The sequence below is a fragment of the Pseudarthrobacter sp. NBSH8 genome, from assembly GCF_014217545.1.
In the GTDB taxonomy this organism is placed as follows: Bacteria; Actinomycetota; Actinomycetes; order Actinomycetales; family Micrococcaceae; genus Arthrobacter.
This window is the reverse complement of sequence record NZ_CP043178.1, coordinates 1210671-1234481: the sequence shown is the minus strand read 5'-3', so window position 1 is coordinate 1234481 and position 23811 is coordinate 1210671. Positions and strand designations below refer to the sequence as shown.

At 65.3% G+C, this 23811-nt stretch carries 16 protein-coding genes and 1 tRNA gene; 4 read left to right on the top strand and 13 right to left on the bottom strand.

Annotated features, from left to right (window positions below):
* Window positions 1-15: 15 nt before the first annotated feature.
* From FYJ92_RS05695 to FYJ92_RS05660, 8 genes are all read right to left on the bottom strand, one after another.
* Window positions 16-1341, bottom strand: a complete 1326-nt coding sequence (locus FYJ92_RS05695) for a SufS family cysteine desulfurase (protein ID WP_185262980.1) — start codon at window positions 1339-1341, stop codon at window positions 16-18.
* A 423-nt stretch (window positions 1342-1764) separates the two neighbouring features.
* The gene (locus tag FYJ92_RS05690) at window positions 1765-4392 is read right to left on the bottom strand and encodes a LuxR C-terminal-related transcriptional regulator (protein WP_370526250.1); all 2628 of its coding nucleotides are present in this window, start codon (window positions 4390-4392) and stop codon (window positions 1765-1767) included.
* A 79-nt stretch (window positions 4393-4471) separates the two neighbouring features.
* Entirely contained in the window at window positions 4472-7210 is a 2739-nt protein-coding gene (locus tag FYJ92_RS05685; protein WP_185262979.1) for a LuxR family transcriptional regulator, read from the bottom strand.
* A 114-nt stretch (window positions 7211-7324) separates the two neighbouring features.
* Complete coding sequence (pth, locus tag FYJ92_RS05680) at window positions 7325-7921, bottom strand: aminoacyl-tRNA hydrolase (protein WP_185262978.1); 597 nt, start codon at window positions 7919-7921, stop codon at window positions 7325-7327.
* 79 nt (window positions 7922-8000) lie between these two features.
* On the bottom strand, window positions 8001-8591 hold the full coding sequence (locus tag FYJ92_RS05675; RefSeq protein ID WP_185262977.1) for a 50S ribosomal protein L25/general stress protein Ctc: 591 nt from the start codon (window positions 8589-8591) through the stop codon (window positions 8001-8003).
* A gap of 239 nt (window positions 8592-8830) precedes the next feature.
* Complete coding sequence (locus FYJ92_RS05670; protein WP_056348072.1) at window positions 8831-9811, bottom strand: ribose-phosphate diphosphokinase; 981 nt, start codon at window positions 9809-9811, stop codon at window positions 8831-8833.
* Complete coding sequence (gene glmU / locus FYJ92_RS05665) at window positions 9811-11292, bottom strand: bifunctional UDP-N-acetylglucosamine diphosphorylase/glucosamine-1-phosphate N-acetyltransferase GlmU (RefSeq protein ID WP_185262976.1); 1482 nt, start codon at window positions 11290-11292, stop codon at window positions 9811-9813. Before glmU ends, FYJ92_RS05670 begins: the two co-directional genes overlap by 1 nt.
* A 108-nt stretch (window positions 11293-11400) precedes the next feature.
* A tRNA-Gln gene (locus tag FYJ92_RS05660) sits at window positions 11401-11472 on the bottom strand.
* A gap of 148 nt (window positions 11473-11620) precedes the next feature.
* On the opposite strand from FYJ92_RS05660, the gene FYJ92_RS05655 reads away from it, so the two are divergent.
* Entirely contained in the window at window positions 11621-12247 is a 627-nt protein-coding gene (locus FYJ92_RS05655) for a TetR/AcrR family transcriptional regulator (RefSeq protein WP_185262975.1), read from the top strand.
* Window positions 12248-12321: 74 nt separating this feature from the next.
* Here FYJ92_RS05655 and FYJ92_RS05650 read toward each other — a convergent pair whose 3' ends face one another.
* The 5 genes from FYJ92_RS05650 to FYJ92_RS05630 all read right to left on the bottom strand — a co-directional run bounded on the left by FYJ92_RS05650 (window position 12322) and on the right by FYJ92_RS05630 (window position 18602).
* Window positions 12322-14148, bottom strand: coding sequence for an ABC-F family ATP-binding cassette domain-containing protein (locus FYJ92_RS05650; protein ID WP_185262974.1), 1827 nt, complete (start codon window positions 14146-14148; stop codon window positions 12322-12324).
* Between the two features lie 37 nt (window positions 14149-14185).
* A complete protein-coding gene (locus FYJ92_RS05645; protein ID WP_185262973.1) occupies window positions 14186-15148 on the bottom strand; it encodes a 4-(cytidine 5'-diphospho)-2-C-methyl-D-erythritol kinase in 963 nt (320 codons plus the stop codon).
* Window positions 15145-16017 carry a 16S rRNA (adenine(1518)-N(6)/adenine(1519)-N(6))-dimethyltransferase RsmA gene (gene rsmA / locus FYJ92_RS05640; protein WP_185262972.1) on the bottom strand — a complete coding sequence of 291 codons (873 nt, stop codon included), beginning with the start codon at window positions 16015-16017 and terminating at the stop codon, window positions 15145-15147. The genes FYJ92_RS05645 and rsmA overlap by 4 nt, the downstream gene beginning before the upstream one ends.
* Window positions 16018-16201: 184 nt before the next feature.
* Window positions 16202-17359: a resuscitation-promoting factor gene (locus tag FYJ92_RS05635; RefSeq protein ID WP_185262971.1), complete on the bottom strand. Its 1158-nt coding sequence runs from the start codon at window positions 17357-17359 to the stop codon at window positions 16202-16204.
* A 283-nt stretch (window positions 17360-17642) separates the two neighbouring features.
* On the bottom strand, window positions 17643-18602 hold the full coding sequence (locus FYJ92_RS05630) for a TatD family hydrolase (protein WP_185262970.1): 960 nt from the start codon (window positions 18600-18602) through the stop codon (window positions 17643-17645).
* Between the two features lie 164 nt (window positions 18603-18766).
* Here FYJ92_RS05630 and FYJ92_RS05625 point away from each other — a divergent pair, with 164 nt between their 5' ends.
* From FYJ92_RS05625 to FYJ92_RS05615, 3 genes are read left to right on the top strand one after another with little or no spacing between them, the layout of a single operon-like run.
* Complete coding sequence (locus FYJ92_RS05625) at window positions 18767-19876, top strand: MoxR family ATPase (protein ID WP_185262969.1); 1110 nt, start codon at window positions 18767-18769, stop codon at window positions 19874-19876.
* 13 nt (window positions 19877-19889) lie between these two features.
* Complete coding sequence (locus FYJ92_RS05620) at window positions 19890-21293, top strand: DUF58 domain-containing protein (protein ID WP_185262968.1); 1404 nt, start codon at window positions 19890-19892, stop codon at window positions 21291-21293.
* Window positions 21290-23773: a transglutaminaseTgpA domain-containing protein gene (locus FYJ92_RS05615; protein WP_370526158.1), complete on the top strand. Its 2484-nt coding sequence runs from the start codon at window positions 21290-21292 to the stop codon at window positions 23771-23773. The genes FYJ92_RS05620 and FYJ92_RS05615 overlap by 4 nt, the downstream gene beginning before the upstream one ends.
* Window positions 23774-23811 lie beyond the last annotated feature (38 nt).

The window sequence follows — 23811 nt, the reverse complement described above, 5'->3', positions numbered from 1 at the left end:
CCTTCGGTGATCGCGCTAGACGCGGAAGTAGGAGCGGACTCCGGCTACGGCTTCCAGGAAGGCGTCGACGTCGTCTGTGGTGTTGTACAGGTAGGCGCTTGCTCTGGTGGTTGCGGTCAGGCCCAGGCGGCGGTGCAGCGGCTGGGCACAATGGTGACCCACGCGGACGGCGATGCCCCGGGAATCCAGGAACTGCCCGACGTCGTGCGCGTGCACGCCATCGACGTGGAATGCGGCAAGGCCGATCCGTTCCTGTCCTGCGCTGGGCCCCAGCACGCGGATGCCGGGAATGGACTCCAGTCCCGCTACCATCCGCTGGCCGAGCTCCGATTCCCAGCGGTGCACGCGGTCCAGGCCGGTTTCCGTGAGGTAGTTGGCTGCGGCGGCCAGGGCAACCGCCTGCGAGATGCGCTGGGTACCGGCCTCGAAGCGCTGCGGCGCGGGCAGGTACTCGGCCCGTTCCATGGTCACGGTGGTGATCATGGAACCTCCGGTGAGGAACGGCGGCAGCACGTCCAGGATGTCCTGTCTACCGTAGAGGACACCGATTCCGGTGGGCGCCAGCATCTTGTGGCCGGAGAAGACGGCGAAGTCGACGTCAAGCTCCTTGACGTTCAACGGCAGGTGCGGCGCGGACTGGCAGGCGTCCAGGACCACCAGGGCTCCGGCCCGCTGCCCCAGCGCGACCAGTTCCTGCACGGGATTAATGGTGCCCAGCACGTTGGAGGCGTGGGTGAAGGCGAGGACCTTGGTTTTTTGTCCCAGGATCTGGGCCGCAATGTCCATCCGCAGGGCACCGGCGTCGTCGATGGGGATGTAGCGCAACGTGGCGCCGGTGCGGAACGCCAGTTCCTGCCAGGGGATCAGGTTGGCGTGGTGCTCCATTTCCGTCACCACGATCTGGTCACCCGGGCCCACTCCAAGCTCTTTCAGCCGCGCGTCACCGCGCCCCTGCGCCGCCCACAGCGAGGCGTTCGACAGCGTGTAGCTGATCAGGTTCAGGCCTTCGGTGGCGTTGGAGGTCCACACCGTTTCCGCGTAGTCGGCACCGATGAAGTCTGCGATGGTCTGGCGGGCATCTTCGAAAACCTCGGTTGCCTCCACTGCCAGATAGTGGGCACCGCGGTGCACGGCAGCGTTGCGCTGTTCGTAAAACTCCTGCTCAGCTTCGATGACGCTCAGCGGGTTCTGCGACGTGGCGCCCGAATCGAGGTACACCAAGGGCTGGCCGTTGACCAGTTGGCCAAGTATGGGGAAGTCGTTCCGAATCCTGAGGACTTCGGCGTTATCCATGGCCGGCACTGCGCGTTCCAGCGTGGCAGGCGTTGATACTAGGGCCAAAGCGAACTCCTTGAGATGCCAATGGATTGACACTCAATTGTCCCACAACACCACTGTGGCGGCGGCCCGATGGGCAACCGCCACAGCAGCTCCGGGCTTCAGCCCGCGGAAGTGAGGGCCGGCGACGGCTGGGGGGAGAGTCTCGGTCTCAGAAGACTCCGACGTCGCCGACCCCGTTTCGATCCGGCCGCAGGGGCCGGAAGCTTGCGTCAAAACGAGGCCTAAATAGTCTGTTGGCCGGTCCGCGGTTTCCTGTGACTCCGGGTTTTCCTGCCGCACTAAGTCAACCGCACACGAACGCCCGGCACACGAGTAGGCAGTACTCTAGTTTTTTGCGCCTGGGCTACGCGTTAGGCCCCGTGGATACGCATATCCGGACGTCCGCACTCCGGGGCCCGGACGGACGGCTTCCGTACGCAGTCCCTAGTGCGGAAGGGCTGTAGCCAGTTCGTCGCGGCTCCGCACGCCGAGTTTGACGTAGGTGCGGTAAAGGTGACCCTCCACGGTACGCACGGACACCATGAGCTTCTGTGCGATCTCCCGGTCGGTGAGGCCCTGCACAGCGAGCTCTACGATGTCCTGTTCCCTGCGCGTGAGGTGCACGCTCGGTGCTGCGGCGATGAAGTGGCCTTCCCGAAACCGCTCCCCCAGTTCGTGGTCACACTTCTCCCGCAGGGCCACCGCCTGACGGGCCCGCCGGCGCTCCCCGGAGCTCTCAAGGACGGTGCTCGACCGGGCGTAGGCCTCCCTCGCCAGGTTGACGAATCCGGCGCCTTCAAGCATGGCCGCCGTCTCCATGATGGAATCCGCGTCTTCGGACTCCCAATGCTCCGCCAGGGTGAGCATTGCAGCGGCCCAGGGGCCTTCAACGTTCACCGCCAACGTGTGGACCAAAGGGATCACGGAATGATCGCCAAGGTCCCAGCAGAGTGCCAAAAGCTCCAGAAGTGTCCCGGCTCGGCTGGTCACCTCGCGCGTGGTGGACAGTGTGTGGAGGGACGCCAGGCCTTTTCCGTCATGCGCCACATACTCTGATGCTGCTGCGGCGTAGGCCGTGGCAAGGAGTCCGAAGCCGGTGGAGCCCAAAGGTGAATCCTTGTAATCCAACTCAAGCCGGCCGGCCTGGGCGGAGTCACCGAGCCTCGCCGCTACATAGAATGCCAGCCCGGAACCAAACCGGAACAGCTGCAACGGGTCGTTGAGCCGCAAGGTCTCCACAGCCGGTAAGAGCGTTTGGTAGGCGCGTTCCATCCGCCCCTGCCGCAGCAACGAGTAGCCACGGAGTACCTCGAGGCTGCCGCTGAAATATGCGATACCCCTCGGCTGTCCGGCGGCGTAGTTCGCCAACTCCCGTTCCGCCGAATCCCACTCCCCCATGGCCAGGTAGTCTGCCACCAGGCGCCCGAGGACAAATTCATTGAAGAAGAACACGCCACCCTGCAGGGCGGGAAGTTCCGAGGCCGACAGCAATGCAGCATCCAGCCCCTGGAGGGCGCGTCCGGCCGAGGCGAGGGCATGGGCCAACAGCGCGAGTCCCACAGCATGCAGGGCGTCCTCCGTGGCATCACCCCCGCGGCTGCTACGAAGTTCCTGGACCTCGGCCGCCAAAGCCTGGTGGTTGCCGGCTTCGCCAAGTTCCAACAGGTGAAGCAAGCGCTCCTGCCAGATCTTGTCAGGAGCACCGGGTGCCTGTTGGGAATCATGCGGCACGGCCAAGGGGCCAGCAGGCATGGCACCGGCGCTCTGAAGCGCTCCGCGGGAATCGGCTGCGAATACTGCCAGCGGTGTCCCCAGAGCCTGATGTGCCATTGCCCTGAGCATCATGACCGGGACAGCCCAGGGCCCCTTCCCCAGCTGCAGCCAGCACCCGTCCAGAAGCTTGGCCGCACCAACGAAGTCGCCTTCATTGAATAGGGCCCTTGCCTGGACAGCCTGCGCCTGGGGCACGAGGTCGGGATCCGCGACCTTTGCCGCCATCGTACGGCTGCTCCAATTTCGGGAGTGGACCAAGGCGGTGCCTGCGGCCTCAAGCAGCTCGGGACCGGATATTTTGAATCCACATTCGAGGGCCCATTCCACGGCCCGCATCCTGCCTTCAGATCCTTCGGGTGCGGTTCCGAGCTGGTCCCGGATCTTTTCAAGCAGCTGCAGGCTCCGCGACACCGAGATGCTGGTGCGGAGCGCCTCTCCGAATACGGAGTTCCAGATCCGGAGTTCGGCCGGAACACCGGAATTTTCGACGATCATCTGCTGGTCCAGAAGCGTGCGCACCACTTCGGCGCCAAAGGTATCCTCGATCACCTTCCGGCTCACGGGCCCGGCGAGGGCAACAAGTTTCAGGACTTCCTGTTCTTCCGGGCCGCGGCGGAGCATGTCCTTCACCACCACCTCGGTGAGCCTTGGTCCGTCGGCAGGCAAGGGGCCCAGCAGCATCCAGATCCCGTTCCGCTTTGCGAGTTGGCCCCGCTCTGCGGCATCGTGCAACAAGGCATCAAGAATCCGCGGATTTCCGCCGGATGCACTCCAGATAGTGTCAATGGTTGCAGCGGGGACTGTTCCATCAAGGGCATGGGAGAGGACTTCCTCGATCTGCTCCCGGTTCATGGGACGCAGATCCACACGCTCGGCCAGGCCGTCGTACCAGAGCTGTGCGAGCGGCTGCGGCAGCCCGGGTCGCGGCCTGCCGGCAGCGAGCACGGTGGCCCAGCCGGCGGTGATCATGTCGGCCACAATGCTGGCCGTTGCCTCGTCCAAGTGGTGGGCGTCATCCATCATCAGAAGCAACGGGGTATCTTTGCCGCCTTTCAGCTTCTCAAAGTACCTCCACACAGACCGCAGCACAGCCACCGGAGACACCGAGTCCTCGGCAGTGAGCTCCGCGGTGTAGGGCGCCAGAACTCCAAAGGGTACGCCGGAGAGCGACGAGCTTCCATGAATCTGAACAATGATCATCTCCTGGGCAAGCCGCTCGGTGATGGCCTCGGTCAGCGTTGATTTTCCGATGCCCGGGCCCGCCATGAGGAACACTGCCTGACTCGTGCGGCTGCGGATGATATTGCAGATCCGGTCCAGCGGTTCACGCCGGCCCGTGAGGAGCCGGTACGGCGGTCCTGGTTTGGCTGCGTGGCCGCTATACGAGTCCAGTCAGATCACCCCTGGACGTTACTCCGAGTTTGGTAAAGACCTGGTAAAGGTGTCCTTCCACAGTGCGCACGGACACTCCCATCTCTACGGCAATGTCACGGTTGGACGCGCCCCGGCCTGCCAGCCGCGCGATCTGCCTCTCCCGCGCTGTCAGGAGCGGGCTGCCGCTGCTCGGTACGATCGGCAGGCTGGCAACGGTGGCTGCAAGGATGTCAAGCCGGGCCTGTGCAGTCCTGGCGGAGACCGAGTCACCGGCCTGCCGGGCGTAGTCAACGGCCAGCGCCATGCAACGGGCCTCAACAGCGTCCAGTTCGAGGGTGGCCGCCAGTTCCCCGCCGGCGAGCAACGCTTTGGCATCGCGGGTCCGGCTGCCCACGGCGATCAGCCGCGAAATTTCGGCCAAGGGGCCCTGGCGATGCCCGGCTACTTGTTCCATCAGCCGGAAGTCAGCTTCCGTGCCGTTGACTGTTGCTCCGAGCAGGCTGACCCCGGCAAGGGTGAACCTGCCTGTTGCGATGTCGCGGCGGGCGGACTGCTTGAGGCGGGTGGCTGCGTCGCTGTCCCCCAGCCAACGGGCGGCCATATCGGCACAGAATTCAGTGCGGCTCCGGGTGGCATGGTCAGCGGCACCTGCTGTCCGCTGCAGTCTGTCAAGATATTTCCGGGACTGCCCGGCATTGCCGATCTGCGCATATGCGAAGGCGATGGCAGCGTAAGAGGCGCGGAGCATGCTCTGGACGGGCCGCAGCTCCAGCTGCGCAGCGGCCGAGAGCAGCGAATCAAGGGCCACGGCACCGCGGCCCGAGTACACGTAGGCGATGCCGGCAGCGAGCTCCGCGGCAGCACTCCGGTAAGGGAGCCGGTGGAATTCGCGCGCGGAAGGCGGATCCAGGAGGTCGATGCACCGGCGCCACTGCCCTGCCATCAGGAGCACGTTGTACGCCCGGCCGGCGAACTTCTCACGCAGCCCCACGATCTCGCCGGCGTCCGAGATCTGCCCGCCCACCTGCCTCATCAGGCTCAGCGCGTCCATTTCCCGCCCTGTCATGGACAGTGCGCTCATGAGGATTACCGCTGAGTTCATCCTGAACCACGTATCCGGATTCTGCCCAGGGTCCGCGGCGGCTTCCAGCGCCGGCAGGGCAGCGGCGTAGTCCCCCACGAAGGCCTGGTACTCGAATTCGCTCAGGCTGATCCGGTTGGCCGCAGCAGCCAGAGGCTCCGGCCAGCCCTTCGCGATTCCCGGTTCCACGCCAAGCCGCTCCCGTGCCGTCTGCAGAAGTGCCGGCATGCGGGCGGTGTGTTCGGGGAGCCAGACCATAACCCGCGATTTGGCGGCGACCACCCGGGCGAACTCTTCAACGTCCAGGTTGTCCAGCTGCGGCTGGGAAATATCGTCCAATGCTGCCATGGCCTGCACCGGCAGGTCCATGAGCAGGTACGCTGCCGCCTTCTGCCGCTGGGCAGGCACCCATTGGGGGTCATTCCGCTTCAGTGTGTCGGCGTACTTGAGGGCAAAATGAGGGTCAAAGAGCTGCACTGCGGCTTCGGCAGCGGCCAGCGCCATGGCCGGACTCAACTCAGCCTCGCATTCCTGGGTCCAGGCGCCGAACGCCATCAGCTCCTCCACCGTCATGGTGGCAGGGTCAGGCTCCTTGCCGCCCAGGAGGAGGCTCCGCAGTTCCCGTCGCCGAGTGATGCTCAGCCAGGAGCGGACAACGTCGCCGAGGTACTTTTCACGCAGTGAAACCCATCGGTGGTCCGAAGAATCGATCTCCAGCAGGCCCGAATCCTCCATGTCCGCGACCACACCGGCACCGTAAACGGTGGTCAGCCTGGACAGTTCCACGCTGCGGGCGCAGGAGAGCATCTCAATGACGTCCCGTTCCTGCGGAGACTTCCGGGTCCACTGGGACCGGACGATGTCGTCAAGGCTGGCCGCGCCGTCGAGCACCACTTTGTCCCGCAATGTCCAGACGGAGTCCGAAAGAACCAGGTTCCCCGAATGCTGCTGCTCGGTGGCAAGCGCCTTCAGGAGCAGCGGGTTACCGCCAACCATGGTGTGGAAGGTGCTGACCAGGGAGGCCGACACGCGGTGGCCCAGCAGGGAAAGCAGCACCTGGCGGGTCTGCAGTTCATTGAGGTTGTCCAGCCTGACCTCGGTGAGCCGGCGGTCGCTGAGGAGCCAGTGGAAGTCGGCCGGAAGGTCGCTGATCATGGGTGCCACGGCCACAATGCGGGCGGTCCCTGTCAGGAGGATGTTGAGCAGTACGCCGGCGCTCATGTCATCAATGCCGCCCGCGGTGTCCAGGGTGATGACACACTGGCGCCCCGCGGCATCGCTTTTGATGAGGGATGTAATGCCACGGAGGATGGCTGTGGGCGAACCCATGTACGCCTGGGGAAGGCGCGCCAGCAGGAAAGCCAGGCAACCGTAGGGCGTTGTTCCGGATGACGGTCCGCTGCGCAGCTGCAACGTCCAGATATCCGGTCCCAGCTCGGAGACGGCCGTCCTGGCCAAGGAGGACTTGCCGACGCCGCGTCCGCCGGTGATGACCACTCCCAGGGATTCGAGGCTGGTCAGGGCTGTACGGACCGCATCGAGGTTGGCGCTCCGCGCGGGCACGGACCATCGCTGCGGCTCTGATACGCCAGCAGTGTCGGTGCGCAGCCCAACGTCGTTGAGCGGTGACCCACGTCCCCAGCTGAGTGGCTCGATTGACATGAACTTGTCCCCTAAATCCCACCTAAAGCGGGATAAGCCCCATCGCCCCCCCGCTTAGGAAGAAGACTACCCCTTGGCACACGCAGGTAAACAGGGGACAGCCGGTTTAAAGTTTTATTGCTGACCGTCCGACCTGGCCGGATGGAACTTCTGCTGGGCCGAGGTCAGTCCTTCCCTGACCAGCAATTCCACGGCATCGGCCGCCTCATCGAGCAGGAACGGAAGGTCCTTGCATTCTGCAGTGCCAAAATCGCGCAGGACATAGTCTGCAGTTTCCATCCGCCCTGGCGGGCGGCCCACACCCACCCGTACCCGTAAGTAATCCTTGGTGGCCAGTGCCTTGGACATGTCCCGGAGTCCGTTGTGCCCGCCCTCGCCGCCACCGCATTTCAGCTTTATGGTGTTAAACGGGATATCAATCTCATCGTGCACCGCAACAACATGGTCAGGATCAATGCCGTAAAAGTTCGCCAGGCCCGCCACCGGGCCGCCGGAAACGTTCATATAGCTCATCGGCTTGGACAGCACCACCCGTGGGCCGCCGATCCCCAGCCGCCCTTCGAGCACTTGGGCGCGTGCCTTGTGTGTTTTGAACTTGCCGCCCATCCGGCCCGCGAGTTCGTCCAGGACCATCTGGCCGACGTTGTGCCGGTTGTCCTTGTATTCGGCCCCGGGGTTACCGAGGCCAACGATCAGCCAGGTGTCAGTCATTATTCAATCCTAAGGTGGTCCGGACATGGCTGTGGCCGGACCCTGACAGGGCCCGGCCACAAATCAAACTGTGCCGTTATTACTCGGCTGAGACTGCGGCTGCGGAGTCAGCCTGTGCCTCTTCCTCAGTGACCTCAGTGGCCTCGGAGATGTGGACCACCAGTGCGTCGGCGTCGGCCAGCAGGACCGAACCCTTCGGCAGGACAAGGTCGGAAGCGTGGATGTGCTGTCCGGCGGAGCGGCCCTCGATGTCGACTTCGATGGCGGTGGGCAGGTGGGTTGCCTCGGCCTCAAGGGAGATGACGGTGAGTTCCTGGTTGAAGACGCTGCCCGGAGCCAGTTCGCCAACAATGTGAACCGGGATGTCCACGGTGACCTTCTCGCCCTTGATGACGGTCAGCAGGTCGATGTGCTCGATGATCTGCTTGATGGGGTCGCGCTGGACGTCCTTGACCAGGGCCAGGTGCTCTTCGCCGTTGACGTCCAGGGTCAGCAGGGCGTTGGCTTTGCGGACTGCCAGCGTGGTGGCCTTCGCCGGAAGCGTGATGTGGATCGGCTCGGCGCCGTGACCGTAGATGACGGCGGGGATCAGGTTGGCCATGCGCGCGCGGCGGGCAAAGCCCTTGCCGAATTCGGTGCGTACTTCTGCTGCGAGCTTCTGCTCAGACATGTGTATCTCCTCGGAAGACTAAAAGGTGTTCGGCAAGGGCGGAGGTCTGTTACGACCTTCAACGCCGGGCGGCCGTGAGGCGGCTCTTCCAGAAGGGAGATTCAGACCCAGTCGATAACGGAGACCTGCAGTCCGGTTTCCCGGATGCTCTCCCTCGCCAAGGTATCGTCAAAAAGCTTACCAGCGCCGGGACCAAATACTGAAAACGGGCCCGACGCCGGCTGCAAGAGCGTCGAGAATCAGGCGTTGCCGTCGAACAGGCTGGTGACAGATCCGTCGTCGAACACTTCACGGATGGCGCGGGCGATCAGCGGTGCGATAGACAGCACCGTCAACTGCGGGAACTGCTGATTCGCGGTGAGGGGCAACGTGTTGGTGACCACCACTTCGCGGGCGCCGGATTCGGAGAGCCGTTGTGCAGCGGGCTCGGAGAAGACAGCGTGCGTCGCGGCAATGATGACGTCCTTCGCCCCGGCGTTCTTCAGGACCTGGACCGCTCCGGAAATGGTGCCGCCGGTGTCGATCATGTCATCGATGAGGACGCAGGTCCGGCCCTCGATCTGGCCCACGACGGTCTTGGAGACGGCCTGGTTGGGAACGGTGAGGTCCCGGCTCTTGTGCACAAACGCCAGCGGCGCTCCGCCCAGGCGTTCAGCCCACTGCTCCGCAACGCGCACCCGGCCGGTGTCCGGGGACACGACAGTGACGTTGTCCGCGGCGACGCGGGTGCGGATGTAGTCCGCCAGGAGTGGGATGGCCATGAGGTGGTCCACGGGACCGTCGAAGAAGCCCTGGATCTGCGAGGTGTGCAAGTCAACGCTCATGATGCGGTCAGCACCGGCGGTCTTGTACAGGTCCGCCACCAGGCGGGCGGAAATCGGCTCGCGGCCGCGTCCCTTCTTGTCCTGCCGTGCGTACGGGTAGAACGGGGACACCACGGTGATGCGCTTGGCGGAGGCCCGCTTCAGCGAATCGATCATGATCAGCTGTTCCATGAGGTGGTTGTTCAGCGGCGCCGGGTGGGCCTGGATGACGAACGCGTCTGTTCCCCGGACGCTTTCGCCGGCGCGGACGTAGATCTCCCCGTTGGCGAAGTCATAGGCATCAACGGGCAGCAGCTCGGTACCCAGCTCCTTGGCGATTTCCCGCGCCAGTTCGGGGTGCGCCCGCCCAGCGGCTAGCACCAGCTTCTTCTCGCCGCGTGCCGTAATTTCGCTCATTATCGCTGGTCCTCTTCTGTCGATGCCGGGGTATGTGAGGAATCTGAGGCGGCCGCCTTCGCCAGTTCAGCCGAGCGTGAGCCGGGGCGGTTAGCCACAACCCATCCCTCGGCGTTGCGCTGTGCTGCAACGGACAGGACGAGAGCCCCTGCCGGGACATCCTTGCGGATCACCGCGCCGGCTCCGCTGTAGGCACCGTCCCCCACGGTGACCGGCGCAACAAAGACCGTGTTGGAACCTGTGCGTACGCCCGAGCCGATCACCGTGCGGTGCTTCTTCTCGCCGTCGTAATTGGCCGTGATGTTGCCGCAGCCAATGTTGGTGTCCTCGCCGATTTCGGCGTCACCAGCGTAGCCGAGGTGGGAAAGTTTGGAGCCTCGGCCAATCGTGACGTTCTTGGTTTCGTAGAACGCACCGATCTTGCCGGTGTCACCGAGCACGGTGCCGGGACGCAGGTACGTGAAGGGGCCTACAGCGGCGTCCGCGCCGATCACAGCGCCGGAACCGTGCGTGCGGGTCACCTTGGCGCCCTCGCCGATGCGGACATCGGTCAAGGTTGAGTCGGGGCCGACGACGGCGTCCCGCGCCACGGTGGTGGCGCCGTGCAGCTGCGTGTTCGGCAGGATACGGACGTCCTCGTCGAGGGTGACGGTCGAATCGATCCAGGTGGTGGCGGGGTCAACTACGGTGACCCCAGCGCGCATCCAGGCCTCAACGGTGCGGCGGTTCAGTTCCGCGCCGAGGGCGGAAAGCTGCACACGGTCATTGGCGCCCTCCACCTGCCAGCGGTCTTCGGTGACGACGGCAGCAACCCGGCCGCCCGACTGCCTGGCGATTCCCAGCACGTCGGTGAGGTACTTTTCACCCTGCGAGTTGTCAGTGGTGATGTGGACCAGCGCGTCACGGAGGACGTCGGCATCGAAGGCGTAGATCCCGGAATTGACCTCACGGATCAGGCGTTCCGCTTCCGTTGCATCCTTGTGCTCGCGGATGCCGGTGACGGAGCTGTCCTCACCACGGAGGATACGACCGTAGCCCGTGGCGTCAGACAGCAGCGCGGTCAGTACCGTGACGGCATTGGCCTCCCGCTCATGCGTGGCCACCAGATCCGCCAACAGGCTGCCGGTCAGGAGCGGAACATCGCCGTAAGTGACCACTACGGTGCCTGCAAGTTTTTCCTGGGCGTCCAGTGCTTGCACGGCCACCTCAACGGCGCGGCCGGTGCCGGGAACGTCGTCCTGGTCCACGATCAGGGCTTCGGGGTCAAGCTCGTTCAGGTGGCGGGCCACCAGATCCCGCTCGTGGCGGACCACCAGGGCCAGCCGTCCGGGATTAATGCTGCGGGCTGCCAGGAGGGCGTGGCCCACCATGGACCGACCGCCGATTTCGTGCAGGATCTTCGGGGTACGGGATTTCATCCGGGTACCGGCGCCTGCTGCCAGAACAATGACGGCGGCTGGGCCGGTAGTCTCGGGGATCACGTACGGGTTCTCCTTGCTTGGTTGCGCGTTGCGCTGGGCGCGGTGCCTGCCCTGCCAGATCGCTGGCGGGCACCGAGTTCATCCTACTGGACGGTCATAGCACAGCAGTTCCGCCCATAGGATTCGAACCTATACTCCACGGCTCCAAAGGCCGGGGTGCTGCCATTACACCAGGGCGGACCATGCCATAGGCGCAAAGGCCAAGGCACAAGTATTTATTTTGCCATGGCTTCAGGGCCGCCCGCGACATTGGCAGGAATCTCGGCAGCCATGCCCCTGCGCCGCCGACGTTTCCAGCTGTTCAGCGGCGCTAGGGCATGATGGAAATGTGAGCAATAACCCACCCCGGATACGGATGACAGGCGCGCAGCGGCGCAGCCAACTGGTCGACGTCGGCCGTGGCCTTTTTGCCGCGCGAGGGCTCGACGGGACCACCATTGAGGAAATTGCGGCCTGCGCCGGTGTTTCCAAGCCCGTAATCTACGAACATTTCGGCTCCAAGGAGGGACTGTACACGCAGGTGGTGGACTTTGAGTTCCACATCCTGCTGGACTCGATCACCGCTGCCCTGACGGAGGAAGGCAAACCGCGGGTGCTGGTGGAACGCGCCGCCCTGGCCCTCCTCACCTACATCGAGGACCGTGCGGAGGGCTTCCGGATCCTGATGCGGGACGCACCGCCGTCGCAGCCCGAAGGCGCCTTCTCCACCTTGCTGTCCCAGGTCACCGCCCGCGTGGAACACATCCTGTCCGACGAATTCCACCGCCGCGGCTTCAGCGCCCGGGACGGCGCCATGTATGCCCAGATGCTCGTGGGCATGGTGGCCATGACCGGCCAATGGTGGCAGGACAGCCGCCAGCCCGACAAACACACCGTTTCCGCACACCTGGTCAACCTCGCCTGGAACGGCCTCACCGGCCTCCAGAAAGACCCCGAACTCCGCACCGAAAGCTGAGCCGGGTTGCGTTCGAAAGCGGGACACGAGCAGCGCAGAGGATGTCCGCGGCTGCCAGCGCCCCAATATCGAAGCTACTCGCCGAGAACTTCCAGGGCTTCCATCCATTCGAGTTCCAAGGCTTCGCGGTCTGTAGCGAGGTCCTTGAGTTTTTTGTTCTGGTCGGCGAGGGCGTCAAAGTCGGATTCTGCGGTGCTCCTGACCATCTGGTCGTGAATCTTTTTTTCCTGCTGCTCCAGTTTGCCCAGCTGGCGCTCGATCCGGTTTTTGGCCTTCCGGGCGTCGCGCTTTTCGGCTTCGGAGGAGCCGGACGCTGCAGGGGCGGAGCTGCCGCTCGGGCCGGTGACAGGGTTGCCGCCACCGGTGATCGTGGAGCCGGCAAGAGCCCCTTCGCGGAGTTCGAGGTACTGGTCCACGCCGCGCGGCAGGGCGCGGATCTTGCCGTCGCCCAGCAGCGCCATCTGGTGGTCCGTCACGCGCTCCAGCAGGTAACGGTCGTGGCTGACCACAACGAGCGTGCCCGGCCAACCGTCAAGGACGTCTTCGACGGCGGCGAGGGTGTCGGTGTCGAGGTCGTTGGTGGGCTCATCGAGCATCAGCACGTTCGGCTCCCCCACCAGCAGGCGCAGCAGCTGGAGGCGTCGGCGCTCACCGCCGGAGAGGTCCTTGACCGGGGTCCACTGCTTTTCGTTGGTGAAGCCCAGCTGCTCTACGAGCTGGCCCGCCGTGAATTCCTTGCCGCCCACGTTGAAGGACCGCTTTTCACGCTCGATGACTTCGATCACGCGCAGGTCCGAGACGTCGTCGAGCTCTTTGACCTCCTGGGTCAGCACGGCGGTGACCACGGTCTTGCCGCGCTTGACCTTGCCGGATGACGGCTGAATCTCGCCGTTGAGGAGTTTCAGCAGCGTGGTCTTGCCGGCGCCGTTGACGCCCACGAGGCCCAGCCGCTCACCGGGTGCAAGCCGCAGGGTGATGTTGTCGAAGAGTTTCTGTCCGGGGTCGCCGCCGAGGAAGTCCAATGAGACGTTCTCGAGGTCCAGGACGTCCTTGCCGAGCCGGGCGGTGGCCATCTTGCTCAGGGCTGTGGAGTCGCGCGGCTCGGGGACATCGGCGATGAGGGCGTTGGCGGCCTCGATGCGGAATTTAGGCTTGGCCGTGCGGGCCGGAGCGCCCCGGCGCAGCCAGGCGAGCTCCTTCTTCACGAGCATCTGGCGCTTGCCTTCCATAACATTCGCCGCGCGGTCACGCTCTGCACGGGCCAGGACGTAGGCCGCGTAGCCGCCGTCGAACGGGTCCATGATGCCATCGTGGATTTCCCAGGTCTTGGTGCAGACTTCGTCCAGGAACCAGCGGTCGTGCGTGACCACCAGGAAGGCGCCCTGGTTCGCCCGCCAGCGGGTCTTCAGGTGCCTGGACAGCCACGCGACACCTTCCACGTCGAGGTGGTTGGTCGGCTCGTCGAGCATGATGACATCGTGGTCCTCGATCAGCAGCTTGGCCAGCGCCACCCGCCGCTTCTGCCCGCCGGAGAGTGCGTGGACGTTGGCATGCCAGTCGACGTCTGACACAAGCCCGCCCATGACTTCGCGGATCTGGGGATTGCGGGCCCATTCATAGTCGGCCTGGTCGCCGACGATCGCCGCGCCTACCGTGAGGTCCCCGTCGAGCACGTCGCTTTGGTCCAGATAACCGATGTTGACTTCGCTGCGCTTGGTCACCCGGCCGGAATCCGGGGTTGAGCGCATTGCCAGCAGGCGCATCAGCGTGGACTTGCCGTCGCCGTTCCGGCCCACCATGCCGATCCTGTCACCTTCCTCGAGTCCGAGGGTGATGCCGTCCAGGACGGTGCGCGTTGCGTACGAAACCGAAAGGTTTTCGCCGCCAAGAAGGTGTGCCAAGAGGACTGCTTTCTGCTGCTCAGTAAGGAAGGGGCTCTTAAAGGAGGGTATCGGAGATGATGCGGGCGCCGGGCACTGGCCCGTGGACAGCCAGTGCTGTCAGCCCGTAGTGCCGCAGATCCTCGGCCAGGCTTTCGGCAGCCGTTGGATTGTGCGTCAACAGTGCCACTGTGGGTCCCGAACCGGAGACAATCCCCGCGATGGCGCCATGGGACTCGCCCATTCCCAGCGTATCGCGCAGCGCGGGGGCAAGTTCAATGGAGGCCCGCTGGAGATCGTTCACCAGGACCCGGCTCAGGGCGTCCGCGTCCCCGCTCCGCAGCGCCTGCAGGATCTTGGGATCCACGGCCGTGGGCTCGGCAACGTCAAGCCCTTCGGCCTCGCGGAGCCGGTCCAGGGTGCGGAAGACTTCGGGAGTGGGCAGTCCATAGTCCGCCGCCACGAGGACCCAGTCAGTCTGGGCTTTGGCTAGGGCCGGCGAAAGGTCGTCGCCAACGCCGAGCCCGACGGCGGTTCCGCCGAGGAGGGAGAACGGGACGTCAGCACCCAGTTCAGCAGCCAGGTGTGCCAACTCGTCCCGCGACAGCCCGCTGTTCCACAGCGCATCGCAGGCCAGCAGGGTGGCCGCGGCATCGGCCGAGCCGCCACCCATGCCCCCGGCCACGGGGACCCGCTTGGTGATTTCGAGGTGCACCCCGGTGGAATGCTCGGAGACATCGGCCATGATCGCTGCGGCCTTATGGGCCAGGTTCTTCTCATCCAGCGGAATATCCACGCCGTCCAGGTCCAGGGTGCTGTCAGGACTGATGCTGACGGTGATCCCCGGCGTCTCCGTGCTGGTGGCTGCCACTTCCTCATAGAGGGAAACGGCCAGGTAGACGCTGGCAACGGAGTGGTAACCGTCCGCGCGCAACGGTCCCACGTCCAGGGAAACGTTGACCTTGCCGGGCGCCTTCACCCGGACGGTCCGCGCGGGAAATTTCCCCAAGGGTGCGTTCACGACCCGGCCTCGCGGGCTTCGGCAATCCGGGCGAAGGCGTGGATGTCCAGGACTTCGCCCCGGGCAGAAGGAGCCACTCCAGCGGCGATGAGGCAACGTTCGGCTTCGGGTGCGCCGCCGGCCCAGCCGGCCAGGGCGGCGCGCAGCGTTTTCCGGCGCTGGGCGAAGGCGGCGTCGATCACCGCGAACACCTGCTCACGGGTGGCGGTAGTTTCAGGTGGTTCGCGCCGGGTGAAGGCCACGAGTCCGGACTGGATCTTCGGCGCCGGCCAGAAGACGTTCATGCCGATCACGCCGGCCTTACGCATGCTGCTGTACCAGGCTGCCTTGACCGAGGGCACCCCGTAGGTCTTTGATCCTGGCCCCGCAGCCAGGCGGTCGGCAACCTCGTCCTGGACCATGACCAGACCGTGCTGCAGGCTGGGGAAGTGCTGGAGCAGGTGCAGGACCACCGGCACGGCGACGTTGTAGGGCAGGTTTGCCACAATGGCGGTGGGCTCAACAGGGAGGGACGTCACCTTCATGGCGTCGGCCTGGACCAGATGGAAAGAGTCCGCCGCTTCAGGGCGCCAGGCCTTGATGGTTTCGGGCAGCTTCGCTGCCAAGACAGGGTCGATTTCAACGGCGACCACCGTCTGTGCGGCGTCCAGAAGGCCCAGGGTGAGCGACCCAAGCCCGGGCCCGACTTCCAGCACGGTCTCGGTTGGCCCAATGTTCGCAACCGAGACGATCCGGCGGATGGTATTGCCATCGATGACAAAATTCTGACCCAAGGTCTTGGTGGGCCGGATACCGATTTCTTCCGCCAGCCGGCGTATGTCGGAGGCACCGAAGAGGGGTGCGGGCGCGGCGGCAGTCGGTTCAGTCACCTAGGTATCCTATCCCGGCCGCTGTGACGGTCCATCCGCATTCCGGGCGGATCATGCGTGTCAGGCGGCATGTGTTTCCGCTTAACGGCGGCGGCCGGCCCCGGGACAATCCGGGACCGGCCGCCGCCTTCTGCTTACCTGGCGGTTGTGGTCAGCTGCCGCCAGCGCACGTGCTTATTGGCGCCTAGCTTGTAGCGGCCCAGCCACAGCCCCACGGCTGGAGGCCTCGCTGTGCGTACACGCGGTTGGCAATGTCGATCTGCTGCGCCTTGGTAGCGAGGCTGGCGTTAGGGGCGTAGGCGCCGCCGCCGGAGCCGATCCAGGTCCGGATATCGAACTGGAGGCCGCCGTAGTAGCCGTTCCCCGAGTTGATGGACCAGTTTCCGGTTGACTCACACTGGGCGATTTTGTCCCACATGGCCTCGTTCATCATGGCCGGGGCTGCGGCGCCGGTGTTCGTTCCGGCCGCGGCCACGGCCGCTGGCTTTGCCTTGGTGCCGACCGTGACCTTTTCAGTCACGGCAGGCACGGAAACTGTTTCGGAGACCAGGGTCCGCGAGGCTTCACGGCCGTCAACCATCACCAGTTTGAAGCTCTTGTCCACCTTGCCGGCCACGCCGGCCTGGGTGACCTCTTTCTCGCCCTTGAAGAGCTCGGCGCTTTCGGTGGTCATGCTGTCGAAAGCAACATTTTCAGTGGTCGCTGCGGTCTGGCTGGTATCCACCCGGGAGACCTTGACCACCATGTTGTTGACCACGTGCGCGTTGCCCGGCTGCGAGGTGCGGTCGTCCACGCCTAGGGTGATGCCGGCGTCCTCCAGCACCTGGGCGACGGTCCCCGCGGTGGTGGTGGCCGTGGCGGCCTTACCGTCGGCGACAATGCTGACGGACTTGGGCGTGGAGATCGATACAAAGGATCCGGCCACAGCGAGCTGGGCATCCTTGGGGACGGAGACGGAGGAGGAGCTGGCCACCCCGAGTTCGGTCACGAGGCCCGCAACATCCGGCGCCGTGGTGTTGATGGTCTTTTCGGAACCGTCCAGGCTGACCTTCACGGACTTGGCCATGTTGACGTTTATCACGGTGCCGTTCTCCACTTTGGCGTCCGCCGGGGGCGAGACGCGGTCAGCCGACTTCAGTTCTACGCTTGCGCTTTTTACTACCTGGCCCACGGTGCCGCCGAAGGACTGGACCGAAGTCACTTTTCCATCGACGTTGAGGGTAACGGTTTTGTTATTTCCGACGAAGGACACGAGGCCCAACACCAGCGCACAAAGCACCACCAGCTGGGTGCCCGCCTTGATAAAACTGAACTTGCCGTCCGTTGTGAAGAGCTTGACCACGATTGCCCGTAACTTTAGATCGATCCGGGCACGGGGAAAAACGCAGTAAAATGGCCGGCGCGTGACCCTGGGGACAAGCTCCGGGCACCGTTGCGCCGCCACACTCCGCGCGGCAGGCAGCGGGCATCAAAGCCCTGCCCGGTCCTGCTGCGAATGGAGTGAAATTGTCCGAAGGCCTTCCCCGACCCCGGCTAATAGTTCTCTACTGTAACCGTAGCGTTATAAAGCGGCCAAGAATTTTACATACGAAGTATGTGTATCAAGCAATCCGGCGCGGCCGGGATCAGTCCCAGGATCCGTACGTCCGCGCGGTATTTTCGCTGATCCGGGTGCAGAGCTCAGCGAGGTCAGTTCCTGTCAATTCGGCCATGGCGCGGACGGTGTACGGCACCATATAGCTGGCGTTTGGACGGCCACGGTGCGGATGCGGAGTCAGGAAGGGAGCATCCGTTTCCACCAGCACGAGGTCCGGGTCTGCCACCGCCAGTGCGGCGCGGAGGTTGGCTGCATTCTTAAACGTCAGCGTGCCGGCGAAGGACATGTTCCAGCCCGCGGCGTTGCAGATCCTGGCGAGCTCCTCATCACCCGAGAAGCAATGAAACACCACCCGTTCCGGAGCCCCCTCCTCGCGCAGGACCTGCACCACGTCGTCGTGAGCGTCGCGGTCGTGGATCTGCAGCGTCAGGTTCAGTCGCTTGGCGATATCGATATGCCGCCGGAACGAATAGCGCTGGTGGGCCAGGCCTTCCCCTTCTGTGCGGAAGAAATCGAGGCCGGTCTCGCCGATGGCCCTGATCCGGGGATGCGCGGCCAATCGCTCAATCTCGGTCAGCGCATCCTCCAGCTCGCCGCGCCTGGCATAGTCCGGGGCGTCGTTGGGGTGCAGTGCCACGGCGCCTAGCAACCTGCTGTCCAGGTCAACGGCGCGGACTGTAAACCGAGAGGACTCCAGGTCGCAGCCCACCTGGACAGCCCCCTGCACTCCGACGGCCTGGGCCGCATCCATCGCCGCGGCGATCCCCACGGGGCTCTCACCGTCGGGGAAGTCCAGGTGCGTATGGTTGTCCATCACGGGGACCGGCAACGGCTCCGGCGCCGGCGGATAGTGCGGCCGCGCCTGCCGCCAGGTGCCGGCTGGGGTGTCGGCCGTAGCACCGGATGCGGCCTCAGCGGCGGTATGGGCTGCATCTTCAGGGTCCGTCCCGACTGCGCGGTAGGCGGCGGGAATCAGCGAATTGCACATCCCTCAAGCCTAGCGGCGGCCGATCCCCGCAGAATTCCCGGAACTCTCTGTCAGCCAGGGCAGTTGTGTTAGTAGGCTGGTACGAACAGACGCGAACGCCCACCGCCGGGCGAAGGCAGGCCTGCTGTCCCGTTCCGGGCGATCCCCGGGCTGAAAGGTTGCAGATGGATTCCCACCGCCGCACCGCCGTCAACGAGGTAACCCCTGCCAGCCGGAACTTTTCCGCCGTGACGGAGCAAGTGGGCCACCTCAACGGCCACAAGTCAGCAGCTATGGACAGGGAAGCATTCCACGCGGCCAGCCAGCGGATCCTGGCATCCATCAACACCGTCATCGACGGAAAGTCGGATGCGGCCAGGCTCGCCCTGACAGTTTTGCTGGCCCAGGGCCATCTGCTCCTGGAGGACGTGCCGGGCGTGGGCAAGACCCTTCTGGCCAAAACCCTCGCCCGGAGCATCGACTGCACGGTCAGCCGCATCCAGTTCACCCCGGACCTGCTGCCCTCGGACGTAACGGGCGTGTCCATCTACAACCAGGCGTCGCGGCTTTTCGAGTTCCGCCCGGGTGCTGTGTTCGCCAACATCGTCATTGGCGACGAAATCAACCGCGCGTCTGCCAAGACGCAATCAGCCCTCCTGGAGTGCATGGAGGAACACCAGGTCACGGTGGACGGCGACTCGTACAAACTCGACGAACCGTTCATGGTGGTGGCCACCCAGAACCCGATCGAGATGGAAGGCACCTACCCACTCCCGGAAGCCCAGCGCGACCGATTTATGGCACGGATTTCCATGGGCTATCCGGACAAGGACTCCGAGATCGAGATGCTGGAGACCCATCAGGCGACCTCCCCGTTGGCCAAGGTCTCCCCCGTGGTCACCGCAGCGGACGTCGCAGCGATGATCGCAACCGTCCAGCAGGTTTACGTATCTCAGGCGGTCAAGGAATATACCGTCTCAGTAGGCCGAGCAACGCGCGGAAGCCCCCTGCTCCGGCTGGGCGCCAGCCCACGCTCCATGCTCCAGCTACTCCGGGCTGCGAAGGCCACAGCGGCCCTGGACGGCCGCGATTTTGTGCTGCCCGACGACGTCGTCGGCGTGGCGGAATCCGTGCTGGCCCACCGGATCATCCTGGACCGCAAGGCAGCCGGCGCCGGCGAGACGCCGCACACCGTTATCCGGGGCATCCTCTCCCGGCTCCCGGTGAACCAGGAGCCGGTGAACAACCCGGCCCGGTCATCGGCCCCGCCCGCCGGATTGCGCCGGAACCACTAGGCTGGGCCGGCACATGGCGCTGCGTGACCGACTCCCCCGGCACCTCTTCAGCCAGCGTGGCTGGGGGCTCCTGGCCGCCGGCGCCGTCTGCCTGTTGTCTGCGCAGATCATGGGGCGGCGGGATCTGCTGAGTTTGAGTGTTCTGCTCATAGTCCTTCCCCTGGTTTCGCTCGCCGGAATCAGGCTCCTCAAGCCGCGGTTCCGGGTTTACCGCGAGTTCAACCCGTCCCCGGTGGAAACCTTCGCTGCAACCACGGTTAGGCTCGCCGTGGCACGGACCGGTTCCGGTGGCGGCCGGGCCATCATGGAGGAACGGCTGCCGCCACGGTTCGGGGAATCCCCGGCCTTCCATTTTCCCGCCCGCTCCGCCAAGGGCGGGACCAGCAGGTACGAATACCATCTGCGCTCCACCAAACGCGGACAATACCTGATCGGCCCGGTGACAGCCGAGTTCACGGATCCGTTCGGGTTGTCCCTGCACCGGCGGTCAATTGACGACGGCGACACCCTCACCGTGACGCCCGCCGCCGTCGAGCTTCCCGCGACGGGCCTCGCGGGAGCCCGCGGGAACGACGGCATCACAGCCACGCGTACCCGTGCCAACCCCAGCGACGATGACGTCATGACCCGTGAATACCGCCCGGGCGATCCGATGCGCAGGGTGCATTGGGCGGCGACCGCCCACCACGGCGCCCTGATGGTGCGTCAGGAGGAATCCGTCACGACGCCGGAGGCCACCGTCATCCTGGACCAACGGTTCGCGGCGTTTTCCGGCGGCCACGGTTCTGGTCTTGGGGGCGGTGCGGCCGCGGACGGCCACGAGATGATCACCAGCGGCACGTTCGAGTGGGCCGTGGTGGCCGCGATCTCCATCTGTACGCACCTGTCGGAGCGCAGCTACGCCCTCCGGCTCCTGGACCCCCGCGGCGAACCCGCGTTCCTCCGTTCCCCGTCCGCGCCGGAACCGGAGGCGGAAGAGTTCAGCGGAGTGTCCGGGCTCCAGTCGATCGCCGAAAGCCTCGCTGCCATCCAGCTCTCCGGTCCGCACCATGCTGCCCGGGAGCACGGTGGCCAGGATGCCGGACCGGCTGTTTTCGACGATCACCTCATGGATAAACTCTCGGCCCACCGGATGCGGGGTCCCCTTATTGCCGTGCTCGGCAGGATCTCGCCGAGCGAGGCCAGAGCCCTCGCTCCGGCGGCGGGTTACGGCGCGAATGCCTTCGCCATCATCGTTTCCGACAGGCCCGCGGATGCCGAGGTCTCTTTGGAGGCCCTCCGCCGGGGCGGCTGGAGGGCAGTGGCTGTGACAACCTCGATTTCAGTCCCGGATGCCTGGACCCACTTCGACCAGGCCGGTGCTGCGCCTGCCACGGCGGCTGCAGACGTGCGCCGCGGAGCGGGGGTGGGGCGGTGACGCTGGCACCGGAACGCAACGTTTCCCGAGACAAGGCAGCCACGGGTAGCCCTGGACAAGTCCCGGCACGGTCGCGGGTTGGGGCGTACCCCTGGGCCATGGCCGGGGCTGTGGCCCTCTCTGTTGCGGGCGCCGCAATTTCCCTCAACGGAGTCCTGCGCGGATGGGCCTGGTACTTGCCGATCCTGACCACGGTAGTGGTGGTCTGCCTGTCCATCGCCACGCTCCGCGCACTGCGGGCCCAGCCCCTTGTGGTGGCAGCCAGCGGCTTTGCGTCGCTGATCGCGGTTCTAACACTGACGTTCTTCCGGAGCACGGGCATTGCCGGTTTCATCCCGTCCGGGGCAACCCTGGCCGAAGTGGACAGGTTCATCCGCCGGGCGAGCGAGACGGTCCTTGCGGAAAGTGCCCCGGTGGCTCCGAATGCAGGAATCGTGATGGTGTGCTGCGCAGCCCTGGGCCTGACCGTCATCCTCATCGATGCGTTGGCCGTGCCGCTTGGCATGCCGGCAACAACCGGGCTGGGCCTTCTGGCCATTCTGGTGGTCCCCGCCACGGTGAAGCCCCAGAGCGTGGGGGTTTGGGGCTTCATTGCCACGGTGGCCGGATATCTGCTGATCCTCGCGTGCAGCCAGTGGTTTGCGTCGGATTCCCGCACATCAGCCGACAGCGGCCGGAATCCCGGCCAGCTGCGGCGGGCCGTGCTGACCGGAACCGTGGCGCTGGTGGCAACCCTGGCGGTGCCGGCGGCAATTCCAGGTTTCGACCACGGCACGTTTCCGCAGGGCTCCCGGCTGAACCCTTGGGGCGCCGGCACCGGCCTGAATCCCATGATTACCCTGGGAAACAGCCTGCGGGCACCAGGCGGCAGCGGGCGGATCACCTATGCCACCAATGCGGCCGGGTCGCTCTATCTGCGGTCCGTCACTGTTGACAATTTCGACGGCGAATCCTGGGGACCTGATGACCGGGACGCCGAGCGCCGCCCCGTGGCCGGACAGCTGGAGACGGGCTACGAGATCGTCGCCGAGGAGCAACTCCGCCAGGTGACTGCCGTGGATACGGGCACGTTCACCAGCCCGTACCTGCCGTTGCCGTATGCGCCCGAGTCAATCCGCGGGCTCGACGGCTCCTGGACGTGGGACCCGGCCACGCTGGCCGTCAAGGGAACCAACACCAACTCACGGGCACAGCAATACATTGTGGTGTCCTCGACGCCTAAGCTCACGGCCACCCTGCTTCAACAGTCCTCGCAGGCCGTGCGGGGAATCCGTGATGATTTCACCAGGGTTCCCGGCAACGTCCCGGACATAGTCCGGAGCACCGCTGCGACGGTAACGGCTTCCAGCGACACGCCCTTCGCCAAGGCCATGGCCATCCAGAAATACCTTCGGTCGGGTGAGTTCACCTATTCCCTCCAGTCACCTGTCCAGGGCGGCTACGACGGGAATGGGCTTTCGGTGCTGGCCGATTTCCTGGCCCAGAAGAGCGGTTACTGCATCCACTTCTCGTCCGCGATGGCTGTAATGGCCCGCTTGGAGGGTATCCCCAGCCGCATCGCGGTGGGCTACGCGCCTGGCCGTACCACCGGTTCCACGGTTTCCGTTGCCGGGCAAGGTGGACTGCCCGAGTATGAGGTGGACGCCCGGGATGCCCATGCCTGGCCCGAACTCTACTTCCAGGGACTGGGGTGGGTGCCGTTCGAACCCACCCCGTCGCGTGGCGTTATACCTGCGTACGCTACGGAAACCAGCAACCCGGGTAGCCCCGTGTCGCTGGAAAACAACGCCGACCTCCTCCCGGGCACAACAGCCCCGGCCTCCACGCCAGGTGCGACGGCCGCGCCCCTCCCCGGTGCAGGTGGCGGCGATGGGGACGTGGGGCAGGTGCTCCTGCCGTGGCTGTTCGGGACGGCGGCCGCGCTTGGCCTTGTCCTCCTGGCGGCCTCGCCAGGGCTGGTGAGGGTGGGGCGGCGCGCACGGCGGCTCCGCACCGAGGACCGGGCCCGGGAGGACGTGGTTCCGCTGGCGTGGGCTGAAATCCGCGACCTCGGAACTGACTACGGCCTGCCACCGGAATCCAGCGAAACAGCCCGAACATATTCCGCCCGGTTCCGCCAGTCATCCCTGCTCGGCGAGAGCGGTGGAATGGACGACGCCGCGCACCAGGCCATCCGCAGCCTCACCTCCGACTTCGAACGCCGGCACTACGGGCCGCCTGTCCAGGACCCAGGCCGCGGCAGGACTGGGGCGATTGCCCCGCGCATCGCGGCGGTACAGCAGTCCTTGCGAGCTAACGCCTCGCTCCCCCGACGCCTCCGGGCCGACTGGCTCCCGCCGTCGGTTCTGGGACTGTGGGCCTGGCTCCTGGCTGCCCCGTTTAAGAAGGTCAACAGGCTGGCACGCGGGACGGCAAAAGCCGCCGCACGCTCCGGGTCGAGGGCGCGCGACCGCCTGTTCCGGCCGCGGGGCAGCCAATAGCAGCCAACTGCTATTGCCTGCCCGCAGGCGCTGGAGGA